This window comes from Arthrobacter sp. MA-N2 (assembly GCF_000517125.1).
Classification (GTDB): Bacteria; Actinomycetota; Actinomycetes; order Actinomycetales; family Micrococcaceae; genus Arthrobacter; species Arthrobacter methylotrophus.
On sequence record NZ_KI912155.1, the window covers coordinates 2770278 to 2791200 of the forward strand.

24 protein-coding genes and 1 riboswitch are annotated in these 20923 nt (G+C 63.8%); of the genes, 22 read left to right on the forward strand and 2 right to left on the reverse strand.

What is annotated here, in order from left to right; genetic code table 11:
- Nucleotides 1–46 precede the first annotated feature (46 nt).
- Nucleotides 47–1198: a GGDEF domain-containing protein gene (locus A3M3_RS0113600; RefSeq protein WP_028266809.1), complete on the reverse strand. Its 1152-nt coding sequence runs from the start codon at nucleotides 1196–1198 to the stop codon at nucleotides 47–49.
- Nucleotides 1199–1376: 178 nt separating this feature from the next.
- On the opposite strand from A3M3_RS0113600, the gene A3M3_RS0113605 reads away from it, so the two are divergent.
- From A3M3_RS0113605 to hisF, 14 genes are all read left to right on the forward strand, one after another.
- Nucleotides 1377–2258: a hypothetical protein gene (locus tag A3M3_RS0113605; RefSeq protein ID WP_028266810.1), complete on the forward strand. Its 882-nt coding sequence runs from the start codon at nucleotides 1377–1379 to the stop codon at nucleotides 2256–2258.
- A gap of 50 nt (nucleotides 2259–2308) precedes the next feature.
- Entirely contained in the window at nucleotides 2309–2875 is a 567-nt protein-coding gene (def, locus tag A3M3_RS0113610) for a peptide deformylase (protein WP_028266811.1), read from the forward strand.
- Entirely contained in the window at nucleotides 2872–3792 is a 921-nt protein-coding gene (fmt, locus tag A3M3_RS0113615) for a methionyl-tRNA formyltransferase (protein WP_028266812.1), read from the forward strand. The genes def and fmt overlap by 4 nt, the downstream gene beginning before the upstream one ends.
- Nucleotides 3789–5339, forward strand: coding sequence for an RsmB/NOP family class I SAM-dependent RNA methyltransferase (locus A3M3_RS0113620; RefSeq protein WP_028266813.1), 1551 nt, complete (start codon nucleotides 3789–3791; stop codon nucleotides 5337–5339). The genes fmt and A3M3_RS0113620 overlap by 4 nt, the downstream gene beginning before the upstream one ends.
- A gap of 91 nt (nucleotides 5340–5430) precedes the next feature.
- Nucleotides 5431–6093 carry a ribulose-phosphate 3-epimerase gene (rpe, locus tag A3M3_RS0113625; RefSeq protein ID WP_028266814.1) on the forward strand — a complete coding sequence of 221 codons (663 nt, stop codon included), beginning with the start codon at nucleotides 5431–5433 and terminating at the stop codon, nucleotides 6091–6093.
- A gap of 79 nt (nucleotides 6094–6172) precedes the next feature.
- A riboswitch (FMN riboswitch) is annotated at nucleotides 6173–6326 on the forward strand.
- Nucleotides 6327–6410: 84 nt separating this feature from the next.
- Nucleotides 6411–6671, forward strand: coding sequence for a hypothetical protein (locus A3M3_RS29535; protein WP_028266815.1), 261 nt, complete (start codon nucleotides 6411–6413; stop codon nucleotides 6669–6671).
- On the forward strand, nucleotides 6668–7816 hold the full coding sequence (gene ribD / locus A3M3_RS25010) for a bifunctional diaminohydroxyphosphoribosylaminopyrimidine deaminase/5-amino-6-(5-phosphoribosylamino)uracil reductase RibD (protein ID WP_081736795.1): 1149 nt from the start codon (nucleotides 6668–6670) through the stop codon (nucleotides 7814–7816). Before A3M3_RS29535 ends, ribD begins: the two co-directional genes overlap by 4 nt.
- On the forward strand, nucleotides 7816–8454 hold the full coding sequence (locus tag A3M3_RS0113640; RefSeq protein ID WP_028266816.1) for a riboflavin synthase: 639 nt from the start codon (nucleotides 7816–7818) through the stop codon (nucleotides 8452–8454). The genes ribD and A3M3_RS0113640 overlap by 1 nt, the downstream gene beginning before the upstream one ends.
- The gene (gene ribB, locus A3M3_RS0113645; protein ID WP_028266817.1) at nucleotides 8451–9146 is read left to right on the forward strand and encodes a 3,4-dihydroxy-2-butanone-4-phosphate synthase; all 696 of its coding nucleotides are present in this window, start codon (nucleotides 8451–8453) and stop codon (nucleotides 9144–9146) included. Before A3M3_RS0113640 ends, ribB begins: the two co-directional genes overlap by 4 nt.
- The gene (gene ribA, locus A3M3_RS0113650) at nucleotides 9143–9844 is read left to right on the forward strand and encodes a GTP cyclohydrolase II (RefSeq protein WP_028266818.1); all 702 of its coding nucleotides are present in this window, start codon (nucleotides 9143–9145) and stop codon (nucleotides 9842–9844) included. Before ribB ends, ribA begins: the two co-directional genes overlap by 4 nt.
- An 18-nt stretch (nucleotides 9845–9862) precedes the next feature.
- Entirely contained in the window at nucleotides 9863–10345 is a 483-nt protein-coding gene (gene ribH, locus A3M3_RS0113655) for a 6,7-dimethyl-8-ribityllumazine synthase (protein WP_028266819.1), read from the forward strand.
- Nucleotides 10346–10462: 117 nt separating this feature from the next.
- Nucleotides 10463–10726, forward strand: a complete 264-nt coding sequence (locus tag A3M3_RS0113660) for a phosphoribosyl-ATP diphosphatase (RefSeq protein ID WP_018778638.1) — start codon at nucleotides 10463–10465, stop codon at nucleotides 10724–10726.
- Nucleotides 10727–10841: 115 nt separating this feature from the next.
- Complete coding sequence (hisG, locus tag A3M3_RS0113665) at nucleotides 10842–11702, forward strand: ATP phosphoribosyltransferase (RefSeq protein ID WP_028266820.1); 861 nt, start codon at nucleotides 10842–10844, stop codon at nucleotides 11700–11702.
- 25 nt (nucleotides 11703–11727) lie between these two features.
- A complete protein-coding gene (gene hisF, locus A3M3_RS0113670) occupies nucleotides 11728–12504 on the forward strand; it encodes an imidazole glycerol phosphate synthase subunit HisF (protein WP_028266821.1) in 777 nt (258 codons plus the stop codon).
- Between the two features lie 88 nt (nucleotides 12505–12592).
- Here the strand turns inward: hisF and A3M3_RS0113675 are convergent, their stop codons facing one another.
- Entirely contained in the window at nucleotides 12593–13237 is a 645-nt protein-coding gene (locus tag A3M3_RS0113675; RefSeq protein WP_028266822.1) for a TIGR03085 family metal-binding protein, read from the reverse strand.
- 89 nt (nucleotides 13238–13326) lie between these two features.
- On the opposite strand from A3M3_RS0113675, the gene hisI reads away from it, so the two are divergent.
- From hisI to lgt, 8 genes are all read left to right on the forward strand, one after another.
- Nucleotides 13327–13755: a phosphoribosyl-AMP cyclohydrolase gene (gene hisI, locus A3M3_RS0113680; RefSeq protein ID WP_028266823.1), complete on the forward strand. Its 429-nt coding sequence runs from the start codon at nucleotides 13327–13329 to the stop codon at nucleotides 13753–13755.
- Between the two features lie 55 nt (nucleotides 13756–13810).
- On the forward strand, nucleotides 13811–15391 hold the full coding sequence (locus A3M3_RS0113685; protein ID WP_028266824.1) for an anthranilate synthase component I: 1581 nt from the start codon (nucleotides 13811–13813) through the stop codon (nucleotides 15389–15391).
- A complete protein-coding gene (locus A3M3_RS0113690; RefSeq protein WP_028266825.1) occupies nucleotides 15388–15993 on the forward strand; it encodes a Trp biosynthesis-associated membrane protein in 606 nt (201 codons plus the stop codon). The genes A3M3_RS0113685 and A3M3_RS0113690 overlap by 4 nt, the downstream gene beginning before the upstream one ends.
- A gap of 88 nt (nucleotides 15994–16081) precedes the next feature.
- The gene (locus A3M3_RS0113695; RefSeq protein ID WP_028266826.1) at nucleotides 16082–16354 is read left to right on the forward strand and encodes an HGxxPAAW family protein; all 273 of its coding nucleotides are present in this window, start codon (nucleotides 16082–16084) and stop codon (nucleotides 16352–16354) included.
- A 2-nt stretch (nucleotides 16355–16356) separates the two neighbouring features.
- Nucleotides 16357–17175, forward strand: coding sequence for an indole-3-glycerol phosphate synthase TrpC (trpC, locus tag A3M3_RS0113700; protein ID WP_028266827.1), 819 nt, complete (start codon nucleotides 16357–16359; stop codon nucleotides 17173–17175).
- Between the two features lie 111 nt (nucleotides 17176–17286).
- The gene (gene trpB / locus A3M3_RS0113705) at nucleotides 17287–18669 is read left to right on the forward strand and encodes a tryptophan synthase subunit beta (RefSeq protein WP_028266828.1); all 1383 of its coding nucleotides are present in this window, start codon (nucleotides 17287–17289) and stop codon (nucleotides 18667–18669) included.
- A complete protein-coding gene (gene trpA / locus A3M3_RS0113710; protein WP_028266829.1) occupies nucleotides 18669–19481 on the forward strand; it encodes a tryptophan synthase subunit alpha in 813 nt (270 codons plus the stop codon). The genes trpB and trpA overlap by 1 nt, the downstream gene beginning before the upstream one ends.
- A gap of 20 nt (nucleotides 19482–19501) precedes the next feature.
- Nucleotides 19502–20704, forward strand: a complete 1203-nt coding sequence (gene lgt / locus A3M3_RS0113715; protein WP_028266830.1) for a prolipoprotein diacylglyceryl transferase — start codon at nucleotides 19502–19504, stop codon at nucleotides 20702–20704.
- The last annotated feature ends 219 nt before the right edge of the window (nucleotides 20705–20923 follow it).

A 20923-nucleotide genomic window follows, 5' to 3' on the forward strand; every position in this document is an offset into this window, starting at 1 on the left:
GTGACTCAAATCACAATATACTGTGACGCAAATCACATATTGATTCTCAAGAAGACAGCGGAGCGGCGCTGACCACGCGGTTCCGCCCGAGCGATTTGGCTTGGTAGAGGGCTGCGTCGGCGGCAGCAATCATTGCGGTGAGGCCGACGGCGCCGTGCTGGCTGGAAGTCACTCCGTAACTCACCGTCGGAATCTGGAGATGGTCGAGGCTCCCGGTTGCTGCCAAGGCGCGGCTGATGTCGGCCGCGATGCTTTCGGCCCGCTCCTGATTGGCTCCTGGTAGGAGCAGGATGAATTCTTCACCGCCGTAGCGTCCAACCAGGTCGGTGGACCGTACCGACTCAGTGCAGGCGGCAGCGAAGGCTTGTAGCGCGGCGTCACCGGCGGCGTGGCCGTACTCGTCGTTGATCCCTTTGAAGTGGTCCAGGTCGGCCAAGACCAGGGAGGCGACGGAGTTTGTAGTGTGTAGTCGCTGGAGTTCCTTGGTGGCAAGGTCCATGAAAGTGCCACGATTGAGGAGGCCGGTCAGGGTGTCGTGCGCAGCGCGTTCACTGAGCCGGTTGATCAACTGATCGTTACTGAGGGCTGTCATGCTGAAAGACACGGCAACCAGCAGTATCAACGTGACCAGGCTGGCCATGGACGGGCCAAAGTACAGGCGGAATTCCGGACCTGTCGGCCCTTCGACGAAATACACGGACAGGCGGCAGAAATAGTAAGCGGACAGGAATGCCGCGGCCAGGGCCATCGATTTGTGCACATGGGAGTAGCTGGAATCCAGGCGCCAAAGATCGCACGACGCCAACCCGATGCCCAACGTCATGAAGCCCAGATAAACCAGGCCCCCGGACCACGTGTTGTGAGCAGGGCTTTCCAATATCGAGGCGCACGCCGTGACGCCACACGCCGCCGCAAACTGCCATTTTGGCGGCGGCAACATTCTTAGCGAGCGGGCGCCGGACCAGACACTGAACGCCCCACCCACCAAGAGGACATTCCCCGTCGGATTTGCCCAGAATTGCTGCGGCGTCCCATTGAAAAGAAAAGCCAGGTTCCCGGAAAGAAAGAAAAGGAGGGCGATGCACCACCATCCGCTGTACGGCGAGCGTGTGCGCCTGAACGATGCATAAAACAAAAGAAGCAGGGTGAGAGCGACCACGCCAAGAACCACGCGCAGTGTTGATATATCGAGGACCATTATCCGCTCCCGTAGCCGAGGACGTGACCAATTATGGCATCGCGGGTCGAGAAAGCAGGATCGCCATGCTCGAGTGCCCGATTAGTTACGAAGGGGACGGCGTGAGCGCGCCCTCATTGCGCTGGACGAGACCGAGCCGACGCGCCTTCTTGTCAGTGGTGTGTGAAAGAGTTTTCCCATGACAGATCCATTGCTTGCCCACGCCACCGAATATGGCCGGATGTATGCCCGGTCCACGGCCGAGTCCTTTTCGGTCCCTTCCATCACCACGGTGATTGGCCAGCAGGCCCACTCCCTGGACGGCTGGTTCGGTTACATGGGGGCCAGCAGCTTGGCAAAAGATCCGGAGCTTCCCCAGCATCTCTCCAGCCCCGCGAAGATGCGGCAGGCTGTCAACAAAGCCGCCAAGGCAGCGGAGGTTTACCGGGACGACGCCGCACGCCGCGGCGATCGAGTCCATAACTACTGCGAACAAGTGGCCATCCATGCCCTGGGACGCCCACACCGAATGAAGGAAACGCGCGAAGAGCTAGCGTCAAACGGCGAAGAAGCTTTCGCGGACCGCTTCGATGAATGGTGGGAGTTATACCGGGTGGAGCCCATTGCGCCCGAGATCACCGTATGGAACTCAAGCGTCGGGTACGCCGGAACGCTGGACCTCGTGGCCAAAATCAACGGGAGGGTCTGTTTGATCGACTACAAGACCAAAGGCACCGCTCGTGATGGAACGGTGAAACCCCTTGACGACAAGGTGGTGATGCAACTCGTAGCCGGCATGAAGGCCGAGGAAAGCCTGGTGGATCCGGTGGCAGGGGAGTGGGAACCGTGGAAATACGGCGAGAACCCCGTCCTCCTTGCCGTGGCCATCGGCGAGACGGAAGTCCGTCCCCAGCGGGCCAATCCGGACGTCCTCAAGCACCATTGGTGGAAATTCTGCGCCTTGAAGCGGGTGTGGGAGATGTCTGCTGATGTTGCTGCGGCGGGTACGGCGCTGCTTGCTGTAGCTCCGCCGTCGTACACCGCCACAGCGGCGTCCGCAGGCTCAACTAAACTGAACTAGGCGCCCTTTCCGGGCCCCGAAGTTTTGCCGATCGTGAGGAAAGACAGCACATGGCCATTTTGAGTATCCGTATCATCGGCGATCCCGTGCTCCGCACGGTTGCTGATCCAGTCACGGAATTCGGTCCTGAGCTCGCCAAACTTGTGTCGGACATGACGGAGACCATGGAAGACGTGGACGGTGCCGGGCTCGCCGCCCCGCAGGTTGGCGTGAGCCAAAGGGTATTCACGTACCGGATCGGCGGCGTGGAAGGCCACATCATCAACCCCGTGCTGGAGAACAGCGATGACTTCCAGCCGGACGAAGTGGAAGGCTGCCTCTCCATTCCGGGACTCGCTTTCCCGGTTCGCCGCCGCAGGACCACCCGGGCCACCGGAGTGGATATCAACGGCAACCCCGTGTCGGTCGAGGCGGAGGGCATGCTCGCCCGCTGTTTCCAACACGAGACCGACCATTTGGACGGGGTCCTTTTCACTGACCGCCTCGAAGGCGAGGACCGCAAAGCCGCTCTCCGCGCCATCCGCGCGGCAAATTACCACTCCGTAACTGATCGGACCACCGCCAAGCGTGCCAACACGGTCGGATCCAGCTTCGGCAGTTTCGGGGCTGCCCAATGAGGGTGCTTTTTGCGGGCACCCCAGCCGTCGCCGTGCCTTCTCTGGACGCGCTGATCGATGCAGGCTTCGACATCGTCGCGGTGCTGACCAGGCCGGATGCGCCTACCGGCCGCAAACGGATCCTGACGCCGTCGCCGGTGGCAGCCCGCGCAGCGGAACTGGGCATCGACATCATCCATGCATCCAAGGTGGACCAAGAGACCACGGGGCGGATCGCTTCATACGCGCCCGACGTCGCGGCGATCGTGGCCTACGGAGGCCTCGTCCCCCAAGCCGCCCTCGGCATACCACGTTACGGCTGGATCAACCTCCACTTCTCCCTCCTCCCTGCGTGGCGCGGCGCCGCACCTGTGCAGCGATCCGTCATCGCAGGTGACGACATCACCGGAGCTGCGACCTTCCTCCTGGAAGAAGGACTCGACACCGGCCCCGTCTTCGGGACTTTGACTGAAACCGTTCGGCCCGACGACACTGCGGGGGATCTGCTGGAACGGCTCTCGCGCAGCGGCGCCATCCTGCTCACCCAAACGCTTTCCGCCGTCGGCGCCGGCCAAGCCGCTCCCCAGCCGCAGCAGGGAGACGTCTCGCTTGCTCCCAAACTGACACTCGACGATGGCCGGCTCGACTGGACCCAGCCGGCCCTGGCCCTCAACCGCAGGTCCCGCGGCGTCACGCCCGAACCCGGCGCCTGGACCATGCTCGACGGGCAACGGGTCAAGCTCGAACCCGTCGCCTTGCGCCCGGATACCCGCGACCTGGCACCTGGCCAAGTCCGGGTGGATGGCAAGAACGTCCTTGTGGGGACCGGCTCGCATGCAGTGCAGCTCGGACGGATCCAGCCTGCGGGCAAGAAGATGATGCCGCCGGCCGATTGGGCCCGTGGTTTGGCAACACCAGAAAGCGTGGAATTCGAATGAGTGAGTCCGGCCGGCGCGGCCCCAACAACAGCGGGAACCGGGACGGCGGCGGCCACGGAAACCGCGGGGCCCGCGGCGAAAGCAACCGCAACGCCCAAGGTCGCGAACGCAACAGGGGTCCGCAGCGGGGCTTCTCCACCAATGCACCGTCGCAGCGCACCCGGCGAGCGGATCCGGCACGATTGGTAGCCTTCGAAGTATTACGTGCCGTCGCTTCAGAAGACGCCTACGCAAACCTTGTGCTGCCGTCACGGATCCGGCACCATCACCTCGACAAGCGCGACGCCGGATTCGCCACCGAGCTGGCCTACGGGGCTCTCCGCGGCCAGGGAACGTACGACGCCGTCCTCGCCGAGTGCGTCGACCGCCCGCTCGCCCAACTCGATCCGGCAGTGCTTGATGCGTTGCGCCTCGGCGCCCACCAGTTGCTCGCCATGCGCGTTCCTGCCCACGCCGCACTCGACCAGACGGTAGGGCTGGCCCGGGCAGTCATCGGAGCTGGCCCGTCGTCGCTTATCAATGCAGTGCTCCGACGAGTCACCGCGAGGACGCTGCCGGAGTGGCTCGACCACTTGCTGGAAAACGAGACCGACGAAACCAAGATCGCCTCCGTACGCTATGCGCACCCTGAATGGATTGTCAGGGCGTTGCGCCAGTCGCTCGTCATGCATGGCCGTCCCGCGAGCGAAATCACGGAACTCCTCGAAGCCGACAATGCAGCCCCCGTGGTGAACTTGGTGGCGCTGCCCGGCATCGGCACTCTTGATGAAGCCCTCGGGAACGGGGCCACTCCCGGCGAACTCGTGATCGACTCAGCACTGTCCAGCGGCGGCGACCTCGGCCGCATGTCCTCCATCCGTGAAGGCACTACGCGCGTCCAGGACGTTGGGTCCCAATTGGTGGCCCGGGCCGTCGCGGCGGTGGACCTTGGACAGCTCGCCAAGGACGGTGAGAAGTGGCTGGACCTCTGCGCCGGTCCCGGCGGCAAAGCTGCGCTGCTGGCCGCCCTCGCTCATCAAGAAGGTGCAACTCTTTTGGCCAACGAACCCGCGGAACACCGGGCAAAGCTCGTGAGCCAAGCGCTCGCGGCAGTTCCCGCGAATGCCTGGACCGTGCGGGTGGGCGACGGGCGCGACGTCGGCAAGGAACAGCCGGAGACTTTCGACCGGGTGCTGGTTGACGTTCCCTGCAGCGGCCTTGGTGCACTGCGTCGCCGTCCTGAGTCGCGCTGGCGCAGGACTCCCAAAGACCTCGCCGATCTTGGTCCCTTGCAGCGTGATTTGCTCAAGTCGGCCATCGACGCCGTCAAACCGGGCGGCGTAGTGGCTTACGTGACCTGCTCGCCGCACCCGGCGGAAACCACCGCAGTCGTCAGCGACGTCCTGCGCAAGAGGACTGACCTGGAGCAGATCGACGCCGGAGCGGCGTTGGACGCTGTCAGCCTGACGGGCAACTTGGGCGCCGGGCACGAGTTGACGGCACAACTTTGGCCGCACGTGCATCAAACGGATGCGATGTTCCTGGCGCTCATCCGGAAGAAGCCTTAACCTTCAGCGACCTTCCCCGTCCGAAGGCCCCACCTGCCTAAGCTGGGGATTTCCCACAACTACGATCGCCACCAACCCTGAGGGGACTGTCTTGACCGAGTGCTGCATCAACCCGAGCATCCTGTCCGCGGACTTCGTGAACCTGGAAGCCGAGCTGAAGAGGATCAACAATGCCGACGCCGTCCATGTCGATGTCATGGACAACCACTTTGTGCCAAACCTGACGCTCGGACTGCCGATTGTGGAGAGGATCCAGGCAGTGAGCCCGGTCCCGCTCGACGCCCATTTGATGATCGCCGACCCCGACCGCTGGGCGCCGGCCTACGCCGACGCGGGCGTCGCTTCCGTGACGTTCCATGCAGAGGCCGCGATGGCCCCCATCAAGCTTGCGCGTGAGCTCCGTGCTCGCGGTGCCAAGGCTGGCATGGCGCTTCGTCCGGCGACGCCGGTGGAACCGTATCTGGACATGCTTTCAGAGCTGGACATGCTCCTCATCATGACTGTGGAACCGGGCTTCGGCGGGCAGTCCTTCCTGGATGTCACATTGCCCAAGATCCGCCGGGCGCGTGCCGCGATCGACGGTTCCGGCATTGGCGTCGCCCTGCAGGTTGACGGCGGCGTCACCGAGGAGACCATTGTCCGGGCGGCAGAGGCCGGTGCGAATGTGTTCGTTGCCGGATCCGCCGTCTACGGCCATGAGGACCCCGCATCCGCTATTGAGCGGTTGCGGGCCGCGGGGTTGGCGGCAATGTGACAACAATGACGAAAATGTTTGCATCTTCGGCCGGGAATACATCGGCCAAGGCCCCGGTTGTGTCACAATAACAACACACATACGTGCTCCGGGGTCGGTGTAATTCCGAACCGGCGGTTATAGTCCGCGACCCGCGAGCCATCGAGTTTCCTTTCAGGAATCACGACGGCGGACGGTTGAACCGGTGAAATTCCGGTACCGACAGTTAAAGTCTGGATGGGAGAAGCACGTACAGTCATGCTTCGGGCGTCCAGTGCGCCCGGCACAGCGCTGTCGTACACCCCGGAGCCATCGCGGCATTCGAGGGAAGGAACGACATGGGCATTCTGCGATGGCTCTTCGAAGCACAGATTCCCGTAGCTGGATCTGTCATTGTGCTTCGCGAAGTGCCAGGCAATATTTTCGGGCTCGCCAGCGCCCTGGGCGGCAAACCCCGCAAGGTCTGGCCATGGCCTCTCGGCATCGCAGGCAATGGCTGGTATCGCTGGCACCAAAACCTTCAAGCCGGTCCCCGAGGCCGCGCCATCGAGCCCGACCGGGCGATCTCCAAGGCTCGGATCGCAGGAGCCTTCTCATGAGCGAGGAGCTGAACCGGAACTTCTCGGACGCCGAGTCCGCAGCCATGGACGTTGCGCTGCACGTTGCTCTCCGGGGGCACCGCGGGGCCAATCCTTTGGTGGGAGCGGTTGTGCTCGGGTCCGGCGGAGAGCAGCTGGTCACGGGCTACCACCGCGGAGCGGGGAGCGCCCACGCCGAAGCCGATGCGATTGCGAAGGCGAAGGCGAAGGGGCTGGACCTGACCGGGACCACCATGGTGGTGACCTTGGAGCCCTGCAACCACTCCGGGCGCACCGGACCCTGTGCGCAAGCGATTATTGATACCGGGATTTCGCGGGTGGTCTATGCCGTGGACGATCCCCATGATCCCGCTGCCGGAGGCGCCGGTACTTTGCGCGCTGCGGGTGTGGACGTGCAGTCCGGGTTGGCCGCGACGGAGTCCTTGAATCTAAACCGTGAGTGGTTCCATGCGGTGGACGCCACGCGTCCGTTCGTCACACTCCACATCGCGCAGACCTTGGACAGCCGGATTGCGGCCACGGACGGGACGAGCCAATGGATCTCCAGCCCCGAGTCGCTGGCCGATAACCACGGATTGCGCCGCTTGATCGATGCGATCCTGGTTGGCACCGAAACTGTCCTCGTCGACAATCCGCGGCTGACGGCCCGGGAAGTGGATGGCCAGGAGTCGGCCAGCCAGCCGATCCGGGCCGTGATGGGATTGCGGGAGGTCCCGCCGGACGCCGCGGTGCGGGGGACCGACGGCAAGTTCATCCAGTTGCCAACCCGGGATCCTGCCGAAGCTTTGGGACTGCTGTTCGCCGAAGGCGTGCGGCATGTCATGGTGGAAGGCGGTTCCAGGATCCTGAGTGCTTTCCTGGCCGCGGGCCTCGTGGACGAATTGATTGTCTATCTTGCGCCCACCCTTTTGGGTGCGGGTACACCGGCCTTGGGTGATCTGGGCATCTCCACCCTGGCGGATGCCCAGCAATGGAACTGGGACGATGCCGCCGGGGGTGCAGTCCATGCGTTGGGCCGCGACCTCCGGCTGCATCTAAGGTCCGGACCGAGCGACGGAAACAAAGCTGCGTGGAAATCCCACGACGAACACCATGAACCATTCCAGGGCAAGGATGCCCCGGACAACACCACAGGAGGACACTGATGTTTACCGGAATCGTTGCTGAACAAGGCACGGTCCTGTCTGTCGAGCGCGAGGGCGACGCTAGCGCCACGTTGCGCCTGACGGCCCCCAGCACCACCGAAGGGCTCGCCTTGGGCGGCTCGATTGCCGTCAACGGCGTATGCCTCACCGCTACGGAGCTGGACGGCCAGGAGTTCAGCGTCGATGTGATGGGCGAAACCCTTGACCGGACCACCATCGGTGAACTGGCCGCTGGCGACACGGTGAACCTGGAACGTTGCGTACAGGCCGGGGGCCGCTTGGACGGCCACGTCGTGCAGGGGCACGTCGACGGCGTCGGGCGGCTTCTTGAACGCGAGTCGCAGGGCAATTGGGACCGCCTCCGCTTCGGAGTGCCGGTTCCGCTGGCCCGGTATATCGCCGAAAAGGGATCGATCGCCGTCGACGGCGTTTCGCTCACCGTCACCGCCGTCAGCCCGGCTGACGAAGAGAACCCCTGGTTTGAGGTGGGCCTCATTCCCACCACCCTGGACGAAACGGGACTCGGGGCCAAGGCCACCGGCGGCCGCGTCAATCTCGAAGTGGACGTTCTCGCGAAGTACACGGAGCGGCTGTTGTCTTTCCGTGCCCCCGCAACTGCCGGGGAGGTTGCACTGTGAGCGCCGAGCACAACAGCAGTGCCACGGCGGTGCGCCAGGGACTCGATCCGGTTGAGAAGGCCGTGCAGGCCATGGCGGCCGGACGTCCCGTCATCGTAGTGGATAACGAGGACCGGGAAAACGAAGGCGACATCATCTTCGCCGCCGAGCACGCGACGCCCGCCCTCATGGGCTGGACTATCCGCTACAGCTCGGGAGTCATCTGCGTTCCCCTTGAGGAGTCGCGGGCTGCCGCGCTGGCATTGCCGCCAATGGTCATGGTCAACGAAGACGCGAAAGGCACGGCCTACACGGTTTCTTGTGATGCCGCTGTGGGCGTGAGCACCGGTATTTCGGCTACGGACCGGGCATTGACGGCCCGGATTCTGGCCGATTCCAGCAGCACACCCTCATCCATCACCCGTCCCGGGCATATTTTTCCGCTCCGGGCCGTTAAGGGGGGAGTGCGTGAACGCCCGGGACACACGGAAGCGGCAGTTGATCTTTGCCGGCTTGCGGGCCTGGCCCCAGTGGGTGTGATCGCGGAGTTGGTACATGACGATGGCGAAATGATGCGCTTGGACAGCCTCCGGGAGTTCGCGGCAGAGCAGGGGTGCCCTCTGATTTCGATCGAGGACCTTGTGGCCTATCTGGCAGCGACGGAGAGTGAAGACCAGGTCGTACTTCCGGCAGGAAACGAGGAGCAGCGATGACTACAGCGACAACGCACGACGGCGGCACGGCCGCACGCACGCCGCACCCGGTGAGCGGCGGCCCGGTTGTCCAGCTACCCACTGCGTTCGGTGTGTTCGTGGCACAGGCCTGGACCGACCACGAGACCGGTGCTGAGCACTTGGCGGTCAGTTCGCCGAACACGCCGCGGGCGGGCAAAGCGCCGCTGGTGCGCCTGCACTCCGAGTGCCTGACAGGTGACGTCTTTGCTTCGTACCGCTGCGATTGCGGCGAGCAGCTTGCCTACGCCCTTGAGCTGATCCAGGAAGAAGGCGGTACGCTGCTCTACCTCCGTGGACAGGAGGGCCGTGGCATTGGCTTGGCCAACAAGATCAGGGCCTATGCACTCCAGGAAGCCGGATTCGACACGGTTGAGGCCAATGAACAACTGGGCCTCCCGATTGACGCCCGCTGCTACAAGGCCGCCGCCCAGATCCTTGCGGAATTGGGCCTTCACGAAATCCGCCTCCTGAGCAACAACCCGGATAAGCAAAACCGACTTGCCGCGGCTGGCGTGAAGGTTGTCGAGATGGTGCCTACCGAGGTCCCGTCTCGTGAGGAAAACCTCCGGTACCTGCAAACCAAGAAGGACCGCATGGATCACCGCCTCACCTTGGGCGATACTGAGCCAGCGGGTACCCATACTTCTTCCAGCACTTTCGAACTCGACCAAGACTGAACGGATCACCACACACTCATGAGCGGATACGGCGCCCCCACCATCGACCTCACTACCTTCAATCCGGAGGAAACCCATCAGCTGAAACTCGCCATCGTGGCTGCTAGCTGGCACACCCAGATCACGGACGGGCTCCTCGACGGGGCGCTGCGCGCCGCAAAGGAATCCGGCGTCGTCGAGCCCACCGTGCTGCGCGTTCCTGGCTGCTTTGAGCTTCCCGTCGCGGCGGCACGGCTCGCCCCGCATTTTGACGCGGTCGTGGCCCTCGGCGTCGTGATTCGCGGGGGTACCCCGCACTTTGACTACGTGTGCCAGGCTGCCACCGCGGGCCTGACCGACGTCAGTGTCCGCACCGGCGTGCCGGTGGGCTTTGGTGTGCTCACCTGCGACACGGAACAGCAGGGGCTGGACCGCGCCGGGCTGGAAGGCTCGTCCGAGGACAAAGGCCACGAAGCGGTGACCGCAGCGCTCGCCGCGGCACTGACCCTGAAGCAGTTCTAGCAAACCAAGGAAAGGGATGTGAGCGTACCAAAGCGCATTGTGCGTTCGCTCACATCCCTTTCGTCATGCAATGCCTCGACAGGCGGTCTCCGGCTCGGAGCAAGTAGGCTGTAGGGCGTGAAGAATTTCGAGACGCTGTTCGCAGAACTGAGCGAAAAGGCAGCGACCCGTCCGGCAGGCTCCCGCACCGTCGCCGAATTGGACTCCGGAATCCACGGCATCGGCAAGAAGGTCGTGGAGGAAGCAGCCGAGGTCTGGATGGCTGCAGAGTATGAGTCCGATGAAGCTGCGGCCGAGGAAATCTCCCAGTTGCTCTACCACCTGCAGGTCTTGATGCTCGCCAAGGGTCTGAGCCTGGAAGACGTTTACAAGCATCTCTAGCCACGTCCGCTCCGTCTGCGGGACCCGAAGAGGTCTTGCCGGAGCCCAAGCGTGGCCCCCGTGCTGAAGCACAATGCCTGAAACTTCCCCCTCCATACCTCAAGAAAGTCCCCTCATGCTGCGAGTAGCCGTCCCCAACAAGGGATCCTTGTCCGAAGCCGCCTCCGCGATGTTGTCCGAGGCGGGATACCGCCAGCGCCGCGATACCCGCGAACTGGTCATGATCGATCCTGACAACGACATTGAGTTCTTCTTCCTCCGCCCACGCGACATCGCCGTGTATGTCGGCCAGGGAACGCTCGACGTCGGAATCACCGGCCGCGATCTCCTCTTGGACGCACAAGTCGAAGCGGAAGAGCTGCTTCCCCTTGGCTTCGCCGCCTCGACCTTCCGATTCGCCGGCCCCGTCGGTGACTTCTCCGGCGTCGAGCAGCTTGAAGGCAAGCGCCTGGCGACCAGCTACGACGGCCTCCTGCGCGTTTACCTCGCCGAGCGCGGCGTCAAGGCCAAAGTCGTCCGTCTCGATGGCGCAGTGGAGTCCTCCGTGCGTCTCGGCGTCGCGGACGCTATTGCCGACGTCGTGGAAACCGGCAACACGCTCAAGGCCGCCGGCATGGAGATCTTCGGCGAGCCGATCCTTAAGTCCGAAGCCGTCCTGATCCGCCGCACAGGCGAAGGCGGCGCCGCAAACGGCACGGTGAAGGAGATCGAGGTCCTCATCCGTCGCCTGCAGGGCGTGCTCGTCGCACGTCAGTACGTGCTCATGGACTACGACATCCGCAAGGACCTCGTCGAAGAAGCTGCCACCCTCACACCGGGCCTCGAATCGCCCACGGTGTCTCCGCTGCGCGACTCCGATTGGGTGGCTGTCCGTTCCATGGTTCCGAAGAAGGAAACCAACCGGATCATGGACGAGCTGTACGACCTTGGCGCCCGCGCCATCCTGGTCAGCAGCATCCACGCCTGCCGCATCTGACAAGAGACAATTCCAGGGAGTAGCAATGGCTGTAGCAGTTCGGGTCATCCCCTGCCTAGATGTCGACGCCGGACGTGTGGTGAAGGGCGTCAACTTCGAAGGCCTTCGCGATGCCGGTGACCCCGTTGAGTTGGCGCACCGCTATGACAACGCCGGGGCGGACGAACTGACGTTCCTTGATGTCACGGCGTCCTCCGGCAATCGGGAAACCACGTTCGACGTCGTTCGCCGCACCGCCGAGGAAGTCTTCATTCCGTTGACTGTGGGCGGTGGTGTCCGAGGCGTGGCCGAAGTGGACAAGCTCCTGCGTTTCGGCGCGGACAAGGCCTCCATCAACACGGCCGCCGTCGCACGTCCGGACGTGATTGACGAGATCACGCGCCACTTCGGATCGCAAGTGCTGGTGCTGTCCGTGGACGCCCGACGGACGAGGCCAGGCTCGGAGCCCACGGCTTCCGGCTTCGAGGTGACCACCCACGGTGGACGCCAGGGGACCGGAATCGACGCCATCGTCTGGGCCAAGGAAGCTGCCGACCGTGGCGTGGGGGAGATCCTCCTCAATTCCATCGACGCCGACGGCACCAAGGACGGCTTCGACCTCGAACTCATCCGCCTGGTCCGCGCTGCGGTCCGCATCCCGATCATCGCTTCCGGAGGCGCGGGAGAACCGGCGCATTTCCCGCCGGCAGTTGAAGCAGGTGCCGACGCCGTGTTGGCAGCCTCGGTGTTCCATTTCGGCCCGGATGACATGATTGCCCAGGTCAAGGCGGCGATCCGCGAAGCAGGCTTCCTGGTCCGGTAGCTGGCTCCAGCCCAACTAGCTCGCATTTGTTGTCGTTTTGAGGGCTCAGAGCGACAACAAGTGCGAGCTAGTTGGGCTTAAGAGCGGGTTAGAGGCCGACTTCGGCTGACTGGAGCAGTGCGACGGCGTCCGGTTGCCCTTCAAAGGTGACGAGGGCGTGATGCGTGCGGCCGTGGGCGTGCATCAGCAATTCACCAGGCTCGCCGACAATCGCGACTGACACGGGGGCGCGCTTGGCAACATGGCGGGGACCTGTCGGGCGCACCAAGACGATTCCGAGGTCCACGCCGCGATAGAGAATGGCCGCGCGCTTGATCAATTCGTCCCACAAAGCGTCCGAGTATTCCTCGTCCAGCGCGCGGGGGGCCCAACGGTCTCCGGCCCGGCGAATGTCTTCCGTGTGCACAAAATATTCAATGAGGTTGGAGGATTCGTCGAGGGCCTTGATCTTCAGGGGAGACAAGGCCGGCGGTCCAGCGCGGAAAGTGTTCACCAACTCGGCGTAATCTTCCGTGGTCTTGAGCTTGGAGGCCAGTTTGGCGGTGGCTTTGTCCGAGGCCTTGGCAAGGCTCTTGAGGAGCAGGCCGATGCCGACGGCCGCTTTGCGCTCCCTCAAGTACAGGTGCGCCGCGAGGTCTCTCGTCAGCCACCCTTCGCAGAGCGTGGGGGAGTCAGGTCCGGCCGCCAGGAGGGTTTCGGCCAGTACTTCGCGGGAGGGATCGACGAAATGCATCACTTGTGAAACTAGCACGAGACGCCCTTTGTTGCGCAGTGGGAGCGCCGCTGAATTTTGGCTCTCCAGGAGGCACTAGACTTGATCTGATGTCCGAGCAGTCAACACCCCCAGCCACGTCCACGGCAGCCTTCGCCGCGGAGCCCGCCGTCGAACCCGGAAGTCCGCTCCCGCAAGAGCTGGCAGCCGCGCTCAAGCGCGACTCAGCCGGCCTGGTGGCGGCCATCATCCAGCAGTTCGACACCGACGAAGTGCTGATGCTCGGCTGGATGGACGATGAAGCATTGCATCGTACCTTGACCACGGGACGCGTGACCTTCTTCTCCCGCTCCCGCCAGGAATACTGGCGCAAGGGAGACACCTCCGGGCACGTCCAGTTCGTGAAATCGGTGGCCCTGGACTGCGACGGCGATGCCCTCCTGGTCCGCGTCGACCAAGTAGGGGCGGCATGCCACACCGGTACGCGCACATGCTTCGATGACCGGAGTCTCGCTGCCGTGACGGGCGAGCGGGACTAGCCCACCACACACCATCCAGTTGAGGAATCACAAGAAAAGGCGGAGAACACAAACCATGCAGGACCTTGGAATCATCAGCCCGGGCCTGGAGGAGTTCCGCGAACTCGCCGCGCACAACCGGGTCATCCCGGTCCGGCTCAGGGTACTGGCCGACGCCGAGACCCCCATCGGGCTTTACCGGAAGCTGGCCCAAGGCCAGCCCGGCACGTTCCTCCTTGAGTCGGCAGCCGTCGGCGGAGCATGGTCACGTTATTCCTTCATTGGTTCCCGTTCACGGGCCACTTTGACGAGCAAAGACGGGCAGGCCTACTGGATCGGCGAGCCTCCCGTCGGCGTGCCGGTCGACGGCAGCCCCGTCGACGCCGTCCGAGACACCATTGCGGCCCTGCAAACCGACCGCTTCCCGGACCTTCCTCCGTTCACCTCTGGTCTTGTCGGCTTCCTCGGTTGGGAAACCGTTCGGCACTGGGAGAAGCTGACCAGCCCCCCGGAGGATGACCTCCACCTGCCCGAACTGGCCCTGAACCTCGTCACGGACATGGCTGTCCACGACAACATGGACGGCACGGTCCTCCTGATTGCCAACGCGATCAACTTCGACAACAGCTCCGAACGCGTCGACGAAGCCTGGCACGACGCCGTCGCCCGCGTGAAGCGACTGCTCGACCAGATCAGCACGCCCGTGAAGCAGCCCGTGTCCGTGCTGCATTCCGAAGCACTCGACTTTGCCTCAAGCGTTCAGGAACGCTGGGACGAGCAGGAGTACCTGAGCGCCATCGATCGCGGCAAGGAAGCGATCGTCGACGGTGAGGTGTTCCAGGTGGTCATCTCGCGCCGATTTGAAATGGAGTGCGCTGCTGACCCGCTGGACGTATACCGCGTGCTGCGCAACACCAACCCGAGCCCGTACATGTATCTCTTCAGCCTCGAGGATCCCGACGGCCGCGAATACACGATCGTCGGCTCTTCCCCGGAGGCACTGGTGACAGTGACGGGCAGCGAGGTCATCACGCACCCGATTGCCGGTTCGAGGCCCCGCGGCAAGACCGTTGAGGCGGACAAGGCCTTGGCCGCCGAGCTGCTCGCGGACCAGAAGGAACGCGCCGAACACTTGATGCTTGTGGATCTGTCCCGCAACGACCTTTCCAAGGTCTGCGTCGCAGGAACCGTCGACGTCACGCAGTTCATGGAAGTTGAACGCTTCAGCCACATCATGCATCTGGTGTCCACCGTGGTTGGCGAATTGGCTCCCGGCGCCAAGGCTTACGACGTGCTGAAGGCGACTTTCCCCGCCGGCACGCTTTCCGGTGCTCCGAAGCCGCGCGCACTCAGGCTACTGGACGAACTTGAACCGCACCGCCGGGGCATCTACGGGGGCGTCGTGGGTTACCTGGATTTCGCAGGAGACATGGACATGGCGATTGCTATCCGCTCGGCTTTGCTGCGCGAGGGCCGGGCCTACGTCCAGGCCGGCGGAGGGATCGTGGCCGATTCCCACAAGCCGTCCGAAGCGCTGGAGACGGTCAACAAGGCCGCCGCCCCGCTGCGTGCCGTGCACACCGCCGGATCGCTCCACAACATTTCCCCGGATGCGGTTTCCGCAGGGACCGTCGACGACGTGACGCCTACCCCGTGAGCGCCGCCAAGCCGCAGACGGCCACCACAAAGACTCCCGTGTGGGCGCGCAAGGCCAACGTCGTTCTCGCCATGGCAATCCTCGCGCTGGCCGTTTTCGGGACGACGACCCAGAGCTGGATCAACGTCCGGCTCGATCCCGCTGCGGCGGCGAATGCCGATCTTCACGTTCAGGGAAGCAAAGCGGCAACTGCGGTGACCGCACTCGCCCTCGTCGCCCTCGCCGGGGGGCTTGCGTCGTCTATCGCCGGCAGGATTTCGCGCTGGATTATTGCGACCATTCTTGTGTCTGCCTCGGCAGGCATCATTATCGCCGCTGTGACGGTCCTCGCCGACCCCCTCGGCGCGGCGCAAGGAACCATTGCGGCTACCACCGGTATTTCCGGCGGACGCGCGGCTGCGTCGTCCACCGTATTTCCCGTCCTCGCCGTCGTGGCTGCCGGCCTGCTGGCATTGTGTGGCGCTTTGCTGCCACTCGCAGGCCGTCGCTGGAAGGCGCGCACCAAGTACGAGGTCGCCAGCAGTGCGGCCAGTGCGGGTTCCGGACCCGTTGATGAGATCGACAGCTGGGACAGCCTCTCACGCGGAGAAGACCCCACGTAGGGCCGGCTGTCCGGAGCTCGGACGATGTCCCGGGCGCCGCCAATAAATGGCAGAATGTAAGCAGTATTCATCCTGAGGAGATTTTCACATGAGCAAAACCACAGTGTCCGCTAGCAAGGCCCCTGTGACCGCTGCGAGCCACAGCGATGCCATCGGCCACGGCAACAGCCCGGCCGCGTGGACATGCGTGATTGTCATGCTGGTCGGGGCACTCGTGTCCTCCGTCGCCTTTGTAATTGCCAGCACCCCCATCTTCATTGCCGGCATCGTCGTGATGGTGGTCGGCTTGATTGCGGGTTGGGCCATGCGCAAGGCGGGCTACGGCGTCGATGGCAGCAAACTGAAGAACGCCGGCCACTGACGGTGACGGTTCTTGATGACATCATCGTCGGTGTCAGGGAGGACATGGAGGCCCGCCGTCGTCTCGTCGGTCTTGAGGAGCTGAAGGAGCGCGCCGCTGTCGCTGCGCCGGCGCTCGACGCGTGGGCTGCCCTGGGTGGTCCGTCGGACAGCCGTGACGAACTGAAGGTCATCGCGGAAATCAAGCGCCGCAGCCCCTCCAAGGGTGACCTCGCGAGCATCCTCGACCCGGCGGCACTTGCACGGCAATACGCCGACGGGGGTGCCTCCGTTATCAGCGTCCTCACCGAACAGCGGCGCTTCAGCGGTTCCCTGGCGGACTTGGACGCCGTCCGTGCCGCCGTAAGCATCCCGTTGCTTCGCAAGGATTTCACGGTGGACGAGTACCAGATCTGGGAAGCCCGTGCCCATGGTGCGGACCTCATCCTGCTGATCGTCGCCGCGCTTTCCGACGCAGAGCTGCGGGAATTCAGTGCGTTGAGCCACGAGCTTGGCATGAACGTCCTGGTGGAAACCCACACACCGGAGGAGATCGAGCGTGCGGCTGCTGCCGGGGCGCGGATCATCGGCGTGAACGTGCGCAACCTCAAGACGCTCGACGTCGACCGCTCGCTGTTTGCCTCCCTCGCCGGAAGCATTCCCCCGGGAGCAGTTGTGGTGGCGGAATCCGGCGTACGGAACGCTGCCGACGTCGCGCATTACGCAGGGAACGGTGCCCACGCGATTCTGGTGGGCGAGGCTCTTGTGAGCGACTCCACCCCGCGGGAGCGAATCAATGAATTCAAGGCGGCCGGAGCTGCCGCCATCGCCGTCAGGACCTGAGACAGGCCTGATTCGCGGCGTGGACCCGGACAGTAGCGGACAACGCGGCTGGTTGCTGTCCTGCGGCTCCTGGAAAAACTCAACTACCAACTGAACAGGACGGTGAGACTGATGGTGGACGCATCAACAGCCAACTCGGAACAGAATGCGGCCGACGCATTCCTGCAAGGCGGAGCATCGCTCCGCAACGCCACGGGGCCGTACTTCGGCTCTTATGGCGGGCGCTGGATGCCCGAGTCCCTCATCGCCGCCCTGGATGAAGTCCAGGACACGTTCGAGAAAGCCAAAGCCGATCCCGAGTTCCTGGCCCAGTTGAAGGACCTCAACAAGAACTACTCGGGCCGGCCGTCACTGCTCACGGAGGCCAAGCGTTTCTCCGAACACGCCGGCGGGGCGCGCATCTTCCTCAAGCGCGAAGACCTGAACCACACCGGATCCCACAAGATCAACAACGTGCTCGGCCAAGCGTTGCTCGCGAAGCGGATGGGCAAGACCCGGGTCATTGCGGAGACTGGCGCCGGCCAGCATGGTGTCGCCAGTGCTACTGCTGCGGCCTTGCTCGGGCTGGAATGCGTTGTCTACATGGGCGCTGAGGATTGCCGGCGCCAGGCACTCAACGTGGCCCGCATGCAGCTCCTGGGCGCCACGGTGGTTCCCGTGACCAACGGCTCACAGACCCTCAAGGACGCCATTAACGACGCCCTTCGCGACTGGGTTTCCAATGTGGACACCACCCACTACCTGCTCGGCACCGCGGCTGGCGCGCACCCGTTTCCGGCCATGGTCCGCTTCTTCCACGAGGTCATCGGAGAGGAAGCGCGCGCCCAGATCCTGGAGCAGACCGGCAGGCTGCCCGACGCCGTCTGTGCCTGCGTCGGCGGCGGTTCCAATGCCATCGGAATCTTCCACAGCTTCCTGGACGACGCGTCGGTGAAGATCTACGGCTTTGAAGCCGGTGGCGACGGCGTGGAAACCGGCCGTCACGCGGCCGCTATTACCCTGGGACGCCCCGGCGTGCTGCACGGTGCCCGGTCCTACCTCATGCAGGACGAAGACGGCCAGACCATCGAATCGCACTCGATTTCCGCCGGTTTGGATTACCCGAGCGTTGGTCCCGAGCACTCCTACCTCGCGGACATCGGCCGGGTCACCTACGAGCCCATCACGGACACCGAGGCCATGGACGCCTTCCGCTTGCTGTGCCGGACAGAAGGCATTATTCCGGCCATCGAGTCCGCGCACGCCTTGGCCGGTGCCATCAAGGTGGGCAAGAAGCTCACCGAAGGAAAGGAAAACCCGTCCGACACGATCATCATCGTGAACCTGTCCGGGCGCGGTGACAAGGACGTGGAAACGGCAGCGGAGTGGTTCGACATGCTGGATGAAGACGGCAACGTCAAGGGCACCACGCTCTCCACACGCAAGCCCAAGGGCCCGGCTGGACGGAGCAACCTCGAGATCAGCACTGAAGAAGCAAACAAGGACCAGAACTGATGACTGAGCAGATCACGAGCAAGTCCGCAGCCGCCATCGACCGCGCCAAGGCACAGGGCCGGGCCGCTTTGATCGGATACCTGCCCGCAGGCTACCCTGACGTGCAGACAAGCATCGACGCGGGAATCGCCATGGCCCGCAACGGCGCAGACCTCATAGAGATCGGTATCCCGTATTCGGACCCCGTCATGGACGGCTCGGTCATTCAGGCTGCCACCACAGAAGCCATCGCCAACGGTTTCCGCGTGGCCAGTGTCTTCGACGTCGTGGCCGGCATCACCGCCGCCACCGACGTCGCCGTGCTGGTCATGACCTACTGGAACCCGGTGATGCGCATGGGCGTCGACGAATTCTCCCGCAGGCTGGCCGAAGCCGGGGGAGCCGGGCTCATTACTCCGGACCTCATTCCGGACGAGGCCGCCGAATGGTTTGCCGCCTCCGACAAATACGGACTCGATCGGGTCTTCCTCGTGGCGCCCTCGTCCACGCCGGAACGCGTGGCCATGACCGTGGAAGCGAGCCGTGGCTTTGTTTACGCAGTCTCCATCATGGGCGTCACCGGAACACGGCAGTCCGTCAGCAGCAGCGCGGAAAAAGTGGTGGCCGATGCGCATGCGGCCGGTGCCGAACGCGTCTGCGTCGGGCTGGGAGTCTCCAACGCGGACCAGGTGCGGGAGATTGCGGCATACGCAGACGGTGTGATCGTCGGTACTGCGCTGGTTGCGGCGATCCGCGACGGCGGCGTTGACGCTGTCGCGCAGCTCACCAAGAACCTCAGCGCCGGCCTCGGCCGGGCTACAGCGCAGGCCTAGAAAAAGGAAAAGCGTAGACAATGCAGAGTCTCCTCCACGTCGCGGCAATGGCTCCCATGAGCATTCCGAGCCCCTCATGGTCCGGATTTGATATACCGCTGCCGTGGGGGACCCTCCGCATTCACGCTTACGCCTTGTGCATTCTGCTGGGAATCATCCTGGGCCTGTGGGTCACTGCCGTGCGCTGGAAGCGGCGCGGCACCCCCGAAGGCAGCCTGTGGGACATCGCGATCTGGGCGATCCCCTTCGGCATCGTGGGCGGTCGGCTTTACCATGTGATCTCCTCTCCGGATGCGTACTTCGGCCCGGGCTTCAACGGCACGGGAGACCTTTCCCTGATTCCGCAAATCTGGCGGGGCGGCTTGGGCATCTGGGGTGCCGTGGTTCTCGGTGTCGTCGGTGCCTGGCTGGGCTGCCGGCGCTCCGGGGTCAAGCTCACCGCTTTCCTCGACGCAGCGGCCCCCGGCCTCCTGCTGGCCCAAGCGATAGGTCGTTGGGGGAACTGGTTCAACCAGGAGCTTTTCGGCGGACCCACCACCTTGCCATGGGGCCTGCAGATTGATCCAAACAGCCCGAATTTTCCGGCCGGAATGCCTAGCGACACACTGTTCCATCCGACGTTCCTTTATGAATCCCTCTGGAACCTCCTCGGCGTCGCGATCCTGCTCGTCCTGGACCGCCGCTTCCACTTCCGACGGGGCAGGCTTTTCTGGCTCTACGCGATCTACTACACCCTTGGTCGCGTCTGGATCGAAGCGTTGCGGATTGACGATGCCGAACAGATCAGCCTCTTCGGTGTGACCACACGGCTGAACGTGTGGACCAGTATTTTCGTCTTCGTCGCGGCGCTCATCATCTTCATTGCTTTGAGCTTCCGCGGCAGGCCGGTACCGGATACGGCATACCTTCCCGGCAAGGAGCCTGCGGTGGTGGCCAACGAAGCCGATGACTCCGTTACCGCCGACTCCAGGCCCGCGGATGATGAGACAAACAGCACAATTGTGACCGAGCCGACGGGCTATGATACGGACGTATCTGTCTCAGAGACCGGTGCTCATGATAATCTCCGGAATAACCAAAGCGATCTGGGCCATACTGTTGAGCCATCGGGATCGGCCGAGGAGTCACACGTCGGCGTCACGTCGGATGCTGGCTCCGAGTCCACCGGAACCACTGCCAGCAGCGTCCGCGGATCCGGGCCGGAAGCTGGCAGCACCAAGTAGCCAGTGCTACGGCACAGGGGCACCGGGCTACCGCCCAGAGGCCCCCGGCCACAGCGTCGTGGCAGCCTTGCGATAACCCGGCAGCACACAGTTGCTCCCGCGGTCAAGCTTGGGCCAGAGACATTCGTAACTGTTCGTTGCGTCTTGTTCGGTGGCCTACAATTTCAAGTAACTAGCGCTTTGTTATGCCCGTCACACGGCAGGCAAGGTGGGGCCAGC